At 61.9% G+C, this 14,703-nt stretch carries 13 protein-coding genes; 9 read left to right on the top strand and 4 right to left on the bottom strand.

All coding sequences use genetic code 11. The features are described 5' to 3' along the window. Positions 1-10: 10 nt before the first annotated feature. The 3 genes from RlegSU303_RS31305 to RlegSU303_RS31295 all read left to right on the top strand — a co-directional run bounded on the left by RlegSU303_RS31305 (position 11) and on the right by RlegSU303_RS31295 (position 2,346). Positions 11-1,273, top strand: a complete 1,263-nt coding sequence (locus tag RlegSU303_RS31305) for a YcaO-like family protein (protein ID WP_231283934.1) — start codon at positions 11-13, stop codon at positions 1,271-1,273. Then, positions 1,270-2,013: a TfuA-like protein gene (locus tag RlegSU303_RS31300; protein WP_094088531.1), complete on the top strand. Its 744-nt coding sequence runs from the start codon at positions 1,270-1,272 to the stop codon at positions 2,011-2,013. Before RlegSU303_RS31305 ends, RlegSU303_RS31300 begins: the two co-directional genes overlap by 4 nt. Positions 2,014-2,079: 66 nt before the next feature. Further along, positions 2,080-2,346 carry a hypothetical protein gene (locus RlegSU303_RS31295; protein WP_003548229.1) on the top strand — a complete coding sequence of 89 codons (267 nt, stop codon included), beginning with the start codon at positions 2,080-2,082 and terminating at the stop codon, positions 2,344-2,346. Positions 2,347-2,446: 100 nt separating this feature from the next. Here the strand turns inward: RlegSU303_RS31295 and RlegSU303_RS31290 are convergent, their stop codons facing one another. The 3 genes from RlegSU303_RS31290 to RlegSU303_RS31280 all read right to left on the bottom strand — a co-directional run bounded on the left by RlegSU303_RS31290 (position 2,447) and on the right by RlegSU303_RS31280 (position 4,749). Then, positions 2,447-2,851 carry a helix-turn-helix domain-containing protein gene (locus RlegSU303_RS31290; protein WP_012763606.1) on the bottom strand — a complete coding sequence of 135 codons (405 nt, stop codon included), beginning with the start codon at positions 2,849-2,851 and terminating at the stop codon, positions 2,447-2,449. Between the two features lie 202 nt (positions 2,852-3,053). Continuing rightward, entirely contained in the window at positions 3,054-3,890 is an 837-nt protein-coding gene (locus tag RlegSU303_RS31285) for an amidohydrolase family protein (protein WP_094088532.1), read from the bottom strand. Between the two features lie 73 nt (positions 3,891-3,963). Then, entirely contained in the window at positions 3,964-4,749 is a 786-nt protein-coding gene (locus tag RlegSU303_RS31280; protein WP_231283933.1) for an IclR family transcriptional regulator, read from the bottom strand. A 426-nt stretch (positions 4,750-5,175) separates the two neighbouring features. On the opposite strand from RlegSU303_RS31280, the gene RlegSU303_RS31275 reads away from it, so the two are divergent. The 5 genes from RlegSU303_RS31275 to RlegSU303_RS31255 all read left to right on the top strand — a co-directional run bounded on the left by RlegSU303_RS31275 (position 5,176) and on the right by RlegSU303_RS31255 (position 12,090). After that, positions 5,176-5,910 carry an SDR family oxidoreductase gene (locus RlegSU303_RS31275; protein WP_003553379.1) on the top strand — a complete coding sequence of 245 codons (735 nt, stop codon included), beginning with the start codon at positions 5,176-5,178 and terminating at the stop codon, positions 5,908-5,910. A 96-nt stretch (positions 5,911-6,006) separates the two neighbouring features. After that, positions 6,007-7,284 (top strand): L-fuconate dehydratase, encoded by a 1,278-nt coding sequence (locus RlegSU303_RS31270; RefSeq protein WP_131621283.1) that lies wholly within the window; start codon positions 6,007-6,009, stop codon positions 7,282-7,284. Between the two features lie 223 nt (positions 7,285-7,507). Then, positions 7,508-10,087 (top strand): caspase family protein, encoded by a 2,580-nt coding sequence (locus RlegSU303_RS31265; RefSeq protein ID WP_131621281.1) that lies wholly within the window; start codon positions 7,508-7,510, stop codon positions 10,085-10,087. Positions 10,088-10,111: 24 nt separating this feature from the next. Further along, the gene (locus RlegSU303_RS31260) at positions 10,112-10,810 is read left to right on the top strand and encodes a tail fiber domain-containing protein (protein ID WP_231283932.1); all 699 of its coding nucleotides are present in this window, start codon (positions 10,112-10,114) and stop codon (positions 10,808-10,810) included. A gap of 17 nt (positions 10,811-10,827) precedes the next feature. After that, positions 10,828-12,090 (top strand): methyltransferase family protein, encoded by a 1,263-nt coding sequence (locus RlegSU303_RS31255; protein WP_131621279.1) that lies wholly within the window; start codon positions 10,828-10,830, stop codon positions 12,088-12,090. Positions 12,091-12,150: 60 nt separating this feature from the next. Here the strand turns inward: RlegSU303_RS31255 and RlegSU303_RS31250 are convergent, their stop codons facing one another. Continuing rightward, on the bottom strand, positions 12,151-13,761 hold the full coding sequence (locus tag RlegSU303_RS31250) for a hypothetical protein (RefSeq protein ID WP_094088539.1): 1,611 nt from the start codon (positions 13,759-13,761) through the stop codon (positions 12,151-12,153). Between the two features lie 260 nt (positions 13,762-14,021). On the opposite strand from RlegSU303_RS31250, the gene RlegSU303_RS31245 reads away from it, so the two are divergent. Next, on the top strand, positions 14,022-14,612 hold the full coding sequence (locus tag RlegSU303_RS31245) for a hypothetical protein (protein ID WP_025397640.1): 591 nt from the start codon (positions 14,022-14,024) through the stop codon (positions 14,610-14,612). Positions 14,613-14,703: the final 91 nt, after the last annotated feature.

Here is a 14,703-nt window from a genome sequence, read left to right as displayed (position 1 = left end):
ACAGATCGGTATGTCCGCTTTCACCGACCTTGAAACGCTTGCCGGTGACCTTAAACGATCATCGGCCGGTGTCAGCGATTATCATGACCGCGCGGTCCCGCCGGCTCAGACCCTCGCAGCCATCAGGCCGCATCTGCGCGAATTCGGCATCACGCGCGTCGGTCTGCTGACCGCGCTCGACGTTCTGAACATCCCCGTCGCCTTCGCAACGAGGCCGAACAGTCATACGCTGTCGGTCTTTCAGGGCAAGGGTATCGACAACGATGCCGCCATGGCCTCGGCGGCGATGGAGGCGGTCGAGACGCGGATCGCCGAAATTACCCCCGCCGACCTGACGCAGGCGACGGTCGAGAGCATGCGGGCGGAGCGTGCCGCGATGATCGATCTCGACAATGTCGCACGCTGCGCGCCCGACGAAATCGGCAGCAATCCCATCCCGTGGTGCTCCGGGCTCGACATTCTTTCCGGCAGCAGCGTCTTCGTGCCCTGGTGGCTCATCGGTCTCGACCATCGCGGCGAGAGGCCGCCGGGCTTCGAGCAGTCGAGCGATGGGCTTGCCTCCGGCAACACGCCGTCCGAAGCAGTCCTGCATGGGCTTTGCGAGCTGGTGGAGCGCGACGCCTGGGCCTTGACCCAGCTGAAATCGCCCGAGCGCCTGAAGGAGAGCCGCATCGACCCCGCCTCCTTCGGCGATGCGGTCATCGACGTCATGACCGACCGGATCACCCGCGCCGGCATGAAACTGCTGCTGCTCGACATGACGACGGATATCGGCGTTCCCGCTTTTCTGGCCGTCATCATGCCAGGCAATCTTTCCGACCGTGTCGACGCGCGCTGGTCACATGTCTGCGGTGGCTGCGGCTGCCACCCCGATCCCGTGCGCGCCGCGCTGCGCGCCATCACCGAAGCGGCGCAGAGCCGGCTGACCGCGATTGCCGGCAGCCGCGACGATTTCTCGCCGCGCATCTATCAGCGGCTCGACAGGAGTGCGGCGATGCAACAGGTGGTCGAACTCTGCCAGGATAGCGGCCGGATGCGCTCGTTCCAGGCCCGCGATCGCCGCCCGGCGACGATCCAGGACACCATTGGCCATATTGCCGACCGGCTGGCGGCGACCGGCATCGAGCAGATCATCGTCGTTCCGTTTCCGCACCCGGCCCTGCCGGTCTCCGTCGTCAGGGTGATCGTGCCGGGGCTGGAGGTCGATATTTCAGGCCAATACGTCCAGCTCGGCATCCGCGCAGTCAACACCATGAGAGGAGCAGAATCATGAAGGTGCTGTTCGTCGGCCCGAGCCTTGGCAGCGATCTTGCCGCGGCAAGAGCCATGTCTCCCCGCATCGATTTCCGGCCGCCCGCCGCCGCCGGCGACATCCTGAAAGCCGTTCAGGACGGCGCCACCGCGATCGGCCTGGTCGACGGCTATTTCGGCGATCTGCCTTCGGTCTGGCACAAGGAAATCCTGTACGCACTCGAACACGATGTCGCCGTTGCCGGCGGCGCCAGCATGGGCGCGTTGCGGGCAGCCGAATGCGCGCCCTTCGGCATGGTCGGGCTCGGCTCGATCTTCGAAGATTATGAGTCCGGGCGGCTGCTCGACGATGAGGCCGTCGCGCTGGTGCATGCGCCGCAGGAGCTCGGCTGGCTGCCGCTTTCCGTACCCTGGGTCGATTTCGAACCGACCATCGATGCGCTTTACGCCAACGGCGAAATCTCGCCCGGCGAACGCAAGAAGCTGCTGCTGGCCGGCCGTTTCCTGCATTTCTCCGAGCGCACCTATGCGAAGGTGGCCGACGAGTGCCATTTCCGCAAGCCGCGCCGCGACCACATCCTCGCCGCCATCCGCGGGAACCGCGTCGAGCGCAAGCGCGGCGACGCGTTACTGGTGCTGGAATGGCTGCGCCGGGACAAATTCCGCCCTGTCAACCGTGACTGGCGCTTTGCCGCGACCTCGCACTGGGAACTCCTGCACGCGGAAGTCACGCGCAATGCGGTTCCTGTAACGCTTGAATAACGGTCGCGGCGGAAGATGCAGTAATGATGGAATCGTAGGGTTCCACGACCAAAGAGGGCGGGAACGATGTTTGAACAACACCACGAAGGTACCGGCAGCGAATACGCAAGGATCTTCCGGCTGCTGTCGGCAGCCAAGGAGGAGGCTGAAAAGCTTCAGCTGCGCAATTTGATGCACCTGACGAACATGGCGCTGCTGCAGGTCGTCATCGATTGGGACGGCATAGATCCCGATAGGGAGCTTGACGTCAATCTCGAAAAGCTGGTTGGCAGCAAAGCCAAGATCGCAATGAAGGATGCCAGCGAGAATCTAATCCTGATCGATCGCCATTGATCTCGATCGATTGCTATTGATCTCGATCGATCGCCATTGATCCGATCGATCCTGATTGACCCTCATTCGGTCCGTTGGGATCACGTGAAAGACAACCGGTCTATTCGGCCGCTTCAGTATCCAACTGTTCGGTGTTGGCAATCGCCTGGACGAGCTTCAGGATCTTCTTACGAAGCGCCTCGTTCTTGATCGAAAAGAACGCCGCATTGAGAAGGACGCCTTCGCGCGAAATAACGAATTCCTCGCTGGGAGCGGGGTTGTCGTTGGCATTATCAGGGGTCGACAGGTCGTCGAAAAACGTCCTGACATCAACCTTCAACGCGCCGGCGATTTCGACCAGCATACTGGCGGAAACGCGGTTGGAGCCCTTTTCGTATTTCTGGATCTGCTGGAACGTTACGCCCACACGATCGCCCAGTTCCGTTTGAGAAACTTTCCTCAATAGACGCTGGATGCGGATCGTCTTTCCGACGTGAACGTCGACGGAATGCGGTTCTTCTTTCATCTCATTTCCCTTCTGAAGGCAGCGGACAAGGGGTTATTCGCCATATCCGTGTCAACAACTTTTAGCCGAGATAAATAAGGCTAGCAATTGCTTGCATGTAGATAGAGTTAAACTCGAAAATCGGTCCCTTTTTGTCCCGGAATGGTACAAAAAACATGCCGAAATGGCACGCCCAGGAGACCGGTCGCTTTATTTTGTGACGTCAGAGCGACCAGAGGCGCTGTGCATTGGCGAAAAGCAGCTTCGAGCGCTCTGTCTCGCTCACGCCGGAAAGCATGGAGTAGGTCGCCGCAACCCAGGTAGAGAGGCCGCCACCGAGCGTGCAGACGGGCCAGTCGCTGCCCCAGACGACGCGGTCCCAGCCGAAACTTGCGATCACATGTTCGATGTAGGGCTGCAGCGTTTGCGCCGTCCATGTCTTGGCATCGGCATAGGCGACCACGCCGGAGACCTTGCAGACGACGTTCGGCCGCCGGGCAATCTCTGATATACCGGCCTTCCAGGGCTCAAAGGCATCCGAGCGGATGTCCGGCACGCCGCAATGGTCGAGCACGAACTGCACATCAGGCGCAAGATCGACGAGGGCGGTCACACGGTCCGCCTGATGCGGCAATGTGCAAAGGTCGAAGGTAAGGCCGCTGCCGCTGATGCGCCTGATGTTTTCGCGGAACAGGGCGCCTTCGGAGACATCATCGGGCACGACATGGAGCACGCGGCGGAACCCCTTGACGAAGGGATCGGCCTTTTGCCGCTCGAGATAGGCGGCGAAGCCTTGCTCTTCCGGCCGGCAGGAAACGATGGCGCCGGCAATCAGACTGCCTTCCTTTTTGGCGAGGCTGGCGACGTGATCGGTCTCTGCCTGTATAGCGGCAGGATCGACGTCGACCTCCATATGCAGCACCGTGGTGATGCCGCAGCGCCGGGCCTCCGTCGCATAGGCCTCGTAGAGGAAATCATGATCGAGATCAGGCGCGCCCGAGAGCCAGGGATAGGGCAGCGCCGACCGATCGATGATATGCAGATGGGTGTCGATGAACACGCTCTTCTCCTCCCAGATTGGTTGCGGCAAACCTATTCCCGGTGAATGGATTGTTCAAATAGAAATTTAGGCCTCAGGCCGGGTTGACGACATCGGCGCCGGCCAGCAGCGAAAGCTGGGCCGCCGCCTTCTGCACCAGCGTGATCGCCTGGGTGATATCGGGAGCCGACGGCGCGTTGACGAGCGCGATGAAGGGGCAGGTGAGGGCGGCGATGCAGCGGCGGTCCGGGCCGAGAACGGGAGCCGAAAGATTGTAGACGCCTGAAGTCTGGGCGCTCGCCATCATCTCGTAGCCGCGCTCGCGGATCTGGTCGAGACGATCGTAGAATTCTGGCCCGAGTTCGACGTCCGCGCGACTGCGCACGTGTTCCGATATCATCATCTCCCGCTCCTCCTCGCTGCGGAAGGCGAGCAACACGTGCCCCGACCCGGTGTCGAAGAGGCTGATATGGGCGCCGATGCGGATCGAAAATCCCCAATAGTCCGGCGCCTCCTGCTGGGCGATGACGACGGCAGCACCCCGGTCGAAGACAGCAAGATGATTGGCCTGGCGCGTGCGCTGGGCAAGATCGCGCATCAGCGGCGTGGCGTAAGAGGCGAGCCGGCGCACCGGCGCGTGCAACTGCGCAAGGCCGAAGAGTTTCAGCGTTAGCGAGTAGCGGTCGCCATCCAGCCGGGTGACGTAACCACGGCGCACTAAGCGATCGAGCATGCGGTAGAATTCGTTGGGGCTGCGGTCGAGCCGCTTCGCGATATCGGCCTGGGTGAGACCGCTGTCGACGCCGGCGAGCAGCTCCAGGATATCGAGGCCCTTGTCGAGGGCAGGAGCGCGGTAGCGGTCGGACTCGTCGGTCTCCATTCCTTCCCCCTGTGAATATCACTCTGCATATACGCAGAACCGCATCCGGAAAAGGAAAACTTCGCACTTGACCCTTGGCCAATCGTCTGTTTGTCTATAAACAGACAAATCATTGCTGAAGAACGGCCGGAGATAGAGAGGAAGACCATGCAACGCATGGGGATGGTCGTCGGCCCTGCAGCCGACGAAGTCAGCGTTCGCGTGCAGCCGACGACAGGATCCGACGCTGGTCTGCCTTTGCAACAGTGGCAACTCCTCCATTTAAGACAGAGAGCCGCGCGCATCTTGCCAGAACCCGGTCGAAACGCGCAAAGAGGGCGAATGGCGGACGATGATGGACGAGGCGTTCCATCACGACCGAGCTTCGCCAAGACATTAACCACACTCCATCGTCCAGCGTAGACATTCCAGAAAAGGCCCGTGATTATGACAAACAGACTTTCCGGCAAGACCGTTCTCATCACCGCCGCCGGTCAGGGCATCGGCCGGGCGACGGCGGCAGCCTTTGCCGCGATCGGCGCCAAGGTCCACGCGACCGACATCAACACCGAGGCGCTGGCGACACTTGCCGCCGAAACCGGCGTCTCCACCCATAAGCTGAACGTGCTCGAAGAGGACGCGGTCAAGGCTCTGGTCGCCGAGATCGGCGCTGTCGACGTGCTGTTCAACTGCGCCGGCTTCGTCCATGCCGGCTCGATCCTCGAGATGAAGGATTCCGATCTCGAATTCGCCTTCGACCTCAACGTCAAGGCGATGATCCGCACCATCCGCGCCGTGCTGCCCGGCATGATCGAGCGCAAGGACGGGGCGATCATCAACATGGCCTCCGTCGCCTCCAGCATCAAAGGCGTGCCGAACCGCTTCGCCTATGGCGTCACCAAGGCGGCGGTGATCGGGCTCACCAAAGCCGTCGCCGCCGATTATGTCGGTCAGGGCATCCGCTGCAACGCCATCTGCCCCGGCACGGTGGAAAGCCCGTCGCTGCAGGACCGTATGCGGGCGCAGGGCGATTACGACGCGGCGCGCGCCGCCTTCATCGCCCGCCAGCCGATGGGTCGGCTCGGCTCGCCGGAAGAGATCGCCGATCTCGCCGTCTATCTCGCCGGCGCGACCTACACGTCGGGCCAGGCGATTGCCATCGATGGCGGCTGGACGATCTGATTTCAGCGATGCGGCCGGCGCGGCAGTCTTGCCGTCCGGCCCGGCCACTGCAATCGGCTCTCTATAATCGGCCCATATAATCGGGAGAAAAACACCATGACCCGCATCACCGACCTTCGCGTCTTCGATCTCCGCTTTCCCACGTCGCAAAGCCTAGATGGATCCGATGCGATGAACCCCGACCCGGATTATTCGGCGGCCTACGTCATTCTCGATACGGATGCGCCTGATCTTGCCGGCCACGGCCTGACCTTCACCATCGGCCGCGGCAACGACATTTGCTGCATGGCGATCGAAGCGATGCGCCACCTCGTGGTCGGCGCCGACCTCACGGAGGTTCTTGCCCATCCCGGCGCCTTCTGGCGGCATCTGACGAGCGATAGCCAGCTGCGCTGGATCGGGCCGGAAAAGGGCGCCATTCACCTGGCGACCGGCGCTGTCGTCAATGCCGTCTGGGATCTGCTCGCCAAACAGGCCGGCAAACCGGTCTGGCGGCTCGTCGCCGAGATGTCGCCGGAAGAGATCGCCGATATCGTCGATTACCGCTATCTCACCGATGTGCTGACGCGCGAGGAGGCGGTCGAGATCCTGAAGCGTGCCGAGGCGGGCAAGGCGGAACGCATCGCCATCCTCGAAAAGGAAGGCTATGCCTGCTACACGACCTCGGCCGGCTGGCTCGGCTACGGCGACGAAAAGCTGCGCCGCCTCTGCCAGGAGGCGATCGATGCCGGTTTCAACCATATCAAGATGAAGGTCGGCCGCGACCTGGAAGACGATATCCGCCGCCTCAGGATCGCCCGCGAGGTGATCGGCCCCGACCGCTACCTGATGATCGACGCCAACCAGGTCTGGGACGTCGGCCAGGCGATCGACTGGGTAAAGGCGCTTTCCTTCGCCAAGCCCTTCTTCATCGAGGAACCGACAAGCCCCGACGATGTCGCCGGCCACCGCAAGATCCGCCAGGCGATCGGCCCGGTGAAGGTCGCGACCGGCGAGATGTGCCAGAACCGCATCATGTTCAAGCAGTTCATCGCCGAGGGCGCGATCGACATCGTGCAGATCGATTCCTGCCGCATGGGCGGGCTGAACGAGGTTCTCTCCGTGCTGCTGATCGCCGCCAAGTTCGACCTGCCGGTCTGGCCGCATGCGGGCGGCGTCGGCCTTTGCGAATATGTGCAGCATCTGTCGATGATCGATTACATCGCGGTGTCGGGGACGAAAGAAGGCCGCGTCATCGAATATGTCGATCACCTGCACGAGCACTTCCTCGACCCCTGCCTGATCGAGAACGCCGCCTACATGCCGCCCACCCTGCCGGGCTTCTCCATCGAGATGAAACCGGCCTCGATCAGCAACTATACGTTTCGAGGCTGAGGAAATTTCGCCGGCCGCATGTTGAATTCCTGATATCGACAGTCTTTCCTGCCGCCGATGGGCTTCCAATCTGACGGGACTGCTCCAATTGACTTGGAGGCGGCGAAGCTTGCTTTTTAGAGCGCCGAGGAATAGTTTTGAATTGTGAATGCGGAGGGGGCCCAGCACCAGCAGGCCAGCAAATTTTATTGAACTTAGACAATAGAATGTTTGCGATCGAGCCATGCCCAAGTTTCACCACGTCAAGAGACTGTGCGCTTATCTGCTGATCATCGCGGCAATGCTGCTATCGACCGGCACGGTACATGCAGCCATCACCGAGGAGAGCGGACGCCGCGTCGCCCTCGTCATCGGCAACTCGGTCTACAAGACACTGCCCTCGCTTCCCAATCCTGCCAATGATGTCGAAGAGGTCGCGACCACGTTGCGCGCGGCCGGTTTCGATGTGACGATCGGCGTCAATGTCGACCGCATCGGGCTCGAAGATACGGTGCGCCGCTTCCTGCGTTCGACCAGCAATGCCGAGGCCGGCCTCATCTACTATTCGGGCCACGGTATCCAGGTGGGCGGCCAGAATTTCATCGTGCCGGTCGATGCGACGCTGGAGACACCCTATGACGTCGAGACGCAGACCATGCCGCTCGACCTCATCCTGAACCATCTCAAGCAGAATTCGCGGGTACAGCTGATCTTCCTCGACGCCTGCCGCAACAATCCCTTCAATGCCCAGAAATTCTGGATGGCGGAAAAACTGGAACCCGTCGGCGCCACACGCGGGCTTGCACGCATCGACAGCGATCTCGGCAGCCTGATCGCCTTTTCCACAGAACCCGGCCAGGTGGCGCTCGATGGCACCGGGGCGCTCAGCCCCTATTCCGAATCCTTCATCAAGCGGGCGAGCGAACCCAACAAGGAAATCCGCCAGGTTCTGACAGATGTGCGCCGCGACGTGATCGCCATGACCGGCGGCAAGCAGGTCCCCTGGGAAAATTCCTCGCTGATGGACAGCTTCTATTTCATCCCGGCGCCGCCACCGCCGAGCGTCGAATCAATGCAGCAGGTGAGCGTGCCGGAGGGTGCGGCCACGACCAGATTGCCGATCGCCCCACCGCATGACGAGACCGGCTCGGCGCTGCTCGTCACCCTCAACCAGCTTCCCAGGACCGGCAAGCTCAGCTTCGACGGCAAGCCGGTCGAGCAGGGCGCGAAGATGCCAGCCGCGGCACTGACGGCGCTGACCTATGACTCATCAGGTGTTGCCGCCGGAACCGTCGGCCTGATCGGCTATACCGTGAGCGACCCTTACGGTCAGGCGACGCAAGGTGTCATCGCGATCACCGTCTCGGCGGACGCCGGCGCCAAGCTCGCCCAACTCGAACAGCAAAAGCAGGTGCGGTTGACCGATGCCGACGCCTATCTGAAGACGCTGCCGCGCGACGTGGACACGACGATCGGCGTCGGCCCTGTAGAAGCCAGCCTGCCGGTCGTCCCGGCATCGGCCGCGGAAATGACCTTCAAGGTCGCGGCCCTACCCGACAAAGGCACGCTGCGCGCAGGAGATCGGGTGATTGGGCTCGGTCACGTGCTCGAAGCAGCCGATATTCCCGCTCTTTCATATGAGCCGCAGATCGGCACCGAAAACCAGCCCTTCGCCTTGTCGCTGCAGGCCGCCAACGACGACTTGCCGCCGGCGACCGTCACTTTCAAGCCGGTGCTCGACGCCTGCGACACAGCAGCCGCAGCTCCGCTCGACCTGCAGGGCGTGACAGCAGGCAAGCTGCCGAACGAGATCGACACCGATGAAGCACTGCCGGCCTGCACGGAGGCGATAAAGGCCTATCCCGAGGTGGCGCGCTTCGTCTATCAACTTGGCCGTGCCCAGCTTGCCAACCGCGACGCCAAGACGGCGTTCGCGACGATCAACAAGGCGATGGATGCCGGGCATGTCCGGGCAATCTATGAACTGTCGAGCTTTTACGAGTTCGGCGCCTCCGTCCCGCGCGACGCAGCCAAGGCAAGCCAGATCGCCAAGGGTGGTGCGGCCAAGGGCGATCCCTTTGCCCTGCATAGCTACGGCAAGGCCCTCTACTACGGCCGCGGCACCAAGGCCGATCAGCAGCTGGGGTTGCGCCTGATGCTGCAGGCCGCCGATCTCGGCCATACCTATGCGATGAACGAGCTCGGCTATATCTTCCTGAACGGCGTTAACGTTCCGGCCGATCCGGAGCGGGCTATCCGATTCTACGAGGCCGGCGTCCAGCGCAACGACATCTATTCGCTGAACAATCTTGCGCTCGTCTACCGTTTCGGAAAAGGCGCTCCCGAGGATCTCCCGAAAGCGCTCGACCTTTTCACGCGGGCAGCAGAGGGCGGTCAGCCCTATGCCCCGACAAACCTCGGGCGCATGTATCGGGACGGCGTCGGCGTCGCCGCGGACAAGGCGGAAGCGGTGAAGTGGCTGGAGATGGGCGCGGAACGCGGCGACTATTGGGGTGCGCTCGACCGCGCGATGCTCGCGAAGGAAGAGGGTGCGGACGCTGACAGCCTTGCGATCGCGTCCCGTTATTTCGCGCTGGCGACCGCCATCAACATGCCGGGCAGCGGCGATCCGAAAAACCAGGCGCTGGCAGAACTCAAGCGGATGCCTGGCGCTGCGAAGAAAAAGGCGGAGGCCGCCTTTGCCGCCGAGCTGACCGCTCAGGAAAAAAAGGCAATTCCGAAAACCAAGTCGCTGGATGACAGGCTCGTCAAACTCGCCAAAGCGACCTGGGTCAAGCGAAATCCGAGGTACGATCTCTTCTGAAACGGCGGTCTGGGGGCGCCCTACATGAACAGTAAGCTCATCATCCGTATGCTATTGTGCTCGACATTCATCGCAGGTTCCGGTGCAATCCTGCAGAGTTGCATCTTCGATCCTGGCGCCAGGACGCTGTTTGCCAGCGAAGAGCCGGCGGCCAGGAGCGCGACGCCGACCAGGAGAACCACGTCTACCGTCAGAAGAGTGCCCACAACGAGCAATCAACCGGCTTTCGCCCGCTCCGAGAACAGTTCCAGCGGGAATTCCGGCGGCGGCGGTATGGGTGGCGGCTCTGGCTCTAGCGGTTCTTCTGGCTCTAGCGGTTCTTCTGGCTCTAGCGGTTCTTCTGGTTCGAGCAGTTCATCGAGCTCTAGCAGTTCATCGAGTTCAAGCGGGGGTTGGTCCGATCGCCGTCTGAAGATCGATATCCGTCGGCTCGGCACCTCGGCCCAAGGCATACCGGTCTATGCCTTCCGCTACATTTGGGGCGGCCCGCTGTTCGTCGGCACGATGGCGCAGGATCTGTTGGCGATCAGGCCTGAGGCAGTCATCGAAACCGCATCGGGTTACTACATGGTCGATTACGACAAGCTAGATATTGCGATGGTCTCGCTGCCGGAGGATGCGTCCGGCTTGACGGCCGAAGCCGCAATTGCGCTTGCGACGCGGGCGGCACGGATACGCTCTCCGGGCTCCGTTCGACAACCTTTCGTTCAGGCGGCAATGTAATCAAGGAAGCCGAGCGCGTGCTGATACCGCAGGACAGGGATGCCGTGACCGGGAGCCCTCTCGTCAGCCAGGCTGCGACCCTTGCTGGAGTCCTGATCGGCATCGCGCTTTCGACCTATCTGCAGCTTGAACCCGGCAAGGCAATGGCGCTTGCCGGGTTCTGCCTTCTCCTGGTGTGGATCGCCGTCGACGGCACATTCGCTGCTCGTTCGACCTGGGTATCGCGAAAGAGACGAGACGAGGCTCCCGCCATCTTCTGGCGTCGCGTCGGAACGAAGCTTGTGGGCCTAGCCGCGCTCCTTGGCGTGGTCGTCATTGCCTGTTCGGTCTTTCCGTTTTTCACGCAGTCGTCGGCGGTCCGATGGATCATCGAGGCTGGGCACACCACTATTCCGATTTCCATCACACTTGCCGGCGCCACCATTCTCTATGTAGTCGTCACCGATCTGGTCGCTGAAGAACCCGACGATTATCTCAATCAGGTCGGGCGCGCGGTGTTGATGCAGGATTTTCGCGAGGAGGACGTGCTGTTCGCATTGCGCCTGCTCGCGATCAAATGCTTCTTTCTCGTCCTGATGTTCTCGGGCGGCATGGCGGCTTTTTCCAATCTTGCCGAGAAGCCGGCCTGGGTGTTTCCGCCGCTCTCGGCGGCCTGGTTCGAAGGTCTGTTGCGGCTTGCCTTTCTTATCGACGTCGTGCTTGCCGCGGGCGGCTATATCGCCACTTTCAAGCTTTTCGGATGGCATGTCAGGGCAACGGAGACGACGGCACTCGGCTGGCTCGTCTGCCTCATCTGTTACGAACCGTTCTTCCCCGCGATCTCGCATGCCTTCGTGCCCTATGGCGAAGGGCCGGGCTGGGAGACCGTGATCCGGGAAGGGTCGGCGGTCTTCATCCTCTGGAGCTTCGCGACGCTGTTCTGCACCGTCATCTATGTCTGGGCGACCGTCGCTTTCGGGCCACGATTTTCAAATCTCACGCATCGCGGCATCATCACATCAGGCCCCTATCGCTTCATGAAGCATCCGGCCTATGTCTCGAAGAACATCGCCTGGTGGCTGGTTGCGATCCCAGGATTCCTCGCTAGCGGCCTTGCGGAAGGGCTTGCCCGGACCGGCATGCTGGCAATCGTCAGTCTCATCTACCTGCTGAGGGCACGGGCGGAGGAGCGCATGCTGAGCCGCGATCCCGCCTATCGGGCCTATGCCGAGCGCGTCGCGGCGCATGGACTTCTGGCGATGGCGAAGCGGCGGCTGGCGCCGACAGCGCCGCGCGTCTGAAAAGACGCGCAAAGGACGCTGTAACACATTGATTTGCTTGCGGCGTGAGACTCCGACCGTTCAACCGTCGAGCCCCTTGAAGCGCACCGGCTGGTAGCCGCGCATCAACAGGCTGCCGAGCGAATAGGTATTGCGGCAGACGCGGCCCTTGCAGGCATTCGGCGAGGCTTCCATCACCTCCACCTTCTTGTCGGCCGTGAAGCGCATGAACAACAGCACATGCGAGCCCGGCTTGTTCAGCGCGTCGCCCGGCCGCATCGACCAGGGGTCGGAAAGGCGCTTGGTGATACCGGGGATGGCGCGCGTCGAAACGTGCATCTTCAGGCCCCAGGCGTCGCTGACGAAGCCGGAGCAGTCGACGCCGAGGATGTTGGATTGCGGCGCGCTCTTGGTGCAGACATTGCCGGCGGTCTGGCCCTTTTCGACGCCGCCGATGAAATTCTCGAGCGGCGTCTTGCAGCCCCAGCAGTAGGGAACACCCTTGACCGTCTGGCCGCGCTTGCCGATCAGGTAGATCGGGCGGCGCAGCCGATTCATGTTGATGCAGCCAGGTCCCGGATCCCTACCGTAGGCAGTTGGCGTCACCAGCCAATTTAGCGTCTCGAAGCCGATTGCCCGCTCGATGACGTCGCTGCGCGATTTCGGCACGATCGCCACCTTCGGCCTCTTGCCAGGCTTGCCGGCAGTCGGCTGTTTGGCGGGCCGAGCGACGGCAAGCTTGCGGCCGGGCTCCCTGCCGTCGAGCCGGAGCACCTGCGCCCGGCTTTCCAGCGATCTCAAATAGAGCACGTCGCCGCGCGGGCCGATCGCCACGAAGCGCCTCGAAAATACCGTGCCGGGTTCGATCGGCAGGTCGTAGACCCGGTCCATCGCGCCATTCGGCGTGAAGCGCACCACCAGCATGCCGGTGCGCTCGGGCCGGTCGGCCGGTACGAGCTCGACCAGCGCGTAGGGCCTACCTGTCGTGTCGATGTCGAGAAGTTCGACGGTGCCGATCCGTCCTTCCGAGGCGAGCTGCAGCGAAAGGAAATTCTCCTCCGAGCTGCTGCGCCGCAGCAGGATCTCCGCCTTGTCGTTTGCAGCAGCCGAGACCTCGGCAACGATATCGCCGAGCCCGCGGCTCGGCACGTATTGAATGACCGGCGGGCGAGCCTCGGGCCGGCTGGTGCTGCGGCCGATCTCGTCGATGATGCTGTTCAGCGGACCCGGCGATACCGAGCCCATGGAGGCGAAGACCGAGCGGGTGTAGTCGTCGGCATCACCACCGCCGTCGACGGCACGCAGCGTCTGCGACCGGCCGTCGGCATCGGTGGAGCGCTCGAGCGGCACGACGCCGTCGGACCAGAGGTAGAGTTCGTTGTGAACGACGGCGAGATCCTCCGGCGTGGCATTTTCCGGCAGCGGCAGGATCTCAGGCTCGGCCTGCGAGCGTTCGGCGTCGACTGCGAGCACGCGGCCGTTGTTCTGGTCGAGGATGTAGATGGTACCGTCATCGCCGACGGTGATCGCCGCCGGCCCGGATGCCTCCGCTTCCTCGTTGGAAGAGATGATGCCGACCGAACGCGCACCATCGCCGCTGCGAAGCTCGATGATCGTCGTGTCTTTGGCGAAACCCGGCGAGGCGACCGCAAGTGCCGCGGCAAACAAAATATGCGACCCAAAACTACGCATTGCCTCGACCCCCAGAGCAGGATGATTTTAGGCCGACCCAGCCCAAATTCTGAATCCTGTTCTCAATTAAGGTTAGAGCATTATGTCTTCCGAAAACCGATCACACTTTTCGGCATGATGCTCTGTTACCGTCACGTCTTTCAAAAATGGTAGGCTAGATATGACTTCTCAGCAAGCCGTTGCTTTCCAAACGATTTGGAGATCTGCGTCGGCGATAGTACAAGATCATCGTCTCGAAGATTTATCGGCAGGAAATGCTTATGCTGGAATGGAACGGTGACGAACTGGCGCTCGACATAAGCTTGCTGGAACAGGTTCGCGCGGCACGGATAAACTTCTCAGACCGTGTCTGCGCCGCCTCGGCCAGCAAGGACGACAAGCATCTGGCGCAGTTGCGCTCGGAGCCGACCTATCTGATGGCCGAGTTCCTCTATTCAATGAAGGTCTTCGGCATCAGCACCGCCGAAGATATCGAACGCTTCGCCGATCTGCACAATGATTACGTGGTTTCCCTCACCCGCGATCCCGCCAAGCTGCAGCGCCTGGGGCTCTCGCAGGACCGTGCGCTCGCCTCGATGTTCACCGCCGACACCAAGCCGCGGCTGATCCAGAACTGGGCAGAAAAAGCGGGCGCGATCGACCAGTCCAATCTCGCCCGTTTCCTTGTCGCGGTGATGTCGAGCGAGACCTGCCGCAAGACGCTGATCGATTTCGAGACGGCGGGCTTCATGCAGCGCAAGCGCTCGCCCTATGGCACCATGGTCGTCTGGTCGACGGGAATGATCGAGGAGATCTTCGGCGAAATGCTGCGCGATCTGCGCCTTGGCCTGCAGCAATTGAAGATCCTCTGATCTCCAGCCGATTTCAACCCTCCCAATCGATTGGAACTAAGCGCCGTTGCCTTCCTTCCGGCCTCTCCCTATTGTCGTGCTGCTTGCCCTA

This window comes from Rhizobium sp. SU303 (genome assembly GCF_021052345.1).
GTDB lineage: Bacteria > Pseudomonadota > Alphaproteobacteria > Rhizobiales > Rhizobiaceae > Rhizobium > Rhizobium laguerreae.
Note: the sequence above shows the minus strand (reverse complement) of the source record. Positions and strands in the feature narration are given on the sequence as shown.

Coding starts and splice junctions, on each gene's coding strand:
- RlegSU303_RS31305 (WP_231283934.1), top strand. CDS start 11: ATGTCCGCTTTCACCGACCTTGAAACGCTTGCCGGTGACCTTAAACGA.
- RlegSU303_RS31300 (WP_094088531.1), top strand. CDS start 1,270: ATGAAGGTGCTGTTCGTCGGCCCGAGCCTTGGCAGCGATCTTGCCGCG.
- RlegSU303_RS31295 (WP_003548229.1), top strand. CDS start 2,080: ATGTTTGAACAACACCACGAAGGTACCGGCAGCGAATACGCAAGGATC.
- RlegSU303_RS31290 (WP_012763606.1), bottom strand. CDS start 2,851: ATGAAAGAAGAACCGCATTCCGTCGACGTTCACGTCGGAAAGACGATC.
- RlegSU303_RS31280 (WP_231283933.1), bottom strand. CDS start 4,749: ATGGAGACCGACGAGTCCGACCGCTACCGCGCTCCTGCCCTCGACAAG.
- RlegSU303_RS31275 (WP_003553379.1), top strand. CDS start 5,176: ATGACAAACAGACTTTCCGGCAAGACCGTTCTCATCACCGCCGCCGGT.
- RlegSU303_RS31270 (WP_131621283.1), top strand. CDS start 6,007: ATGACCCGCATCACCGACCTTCGCGTCTTCGATCTCCGCTTTCCCACG.
- RlegSU303_RS31265 (WP_131621281.1), top strand. CDS start 7,508: ATGCCCAAGTTTCACCACGTCAAGAGACTGTGCGCTTATCTGCTGATC.
- RlegSU303_RS31260 (WP_231283932.1), top strand. CDS start 10,112: ATGAACAGTAAGCTCATCATCCGTATGCTATTGTGCTCGACATTCATC.
- RlegSU303_RS31250 (WP_094088539.1), bottom strand. CDS start 13,761: ATGCGTAGTTTTGGGTCGCATATTTTGTTTGCCGCGGCACTTGCGGTC.
- RlegSU303_RS31245 (WP_025397640.1), top strand. CDS start 14,022: ATGCTGGAATGGAACGGTGACGAACTGGCGCTCGACATAAGCTTGCTG.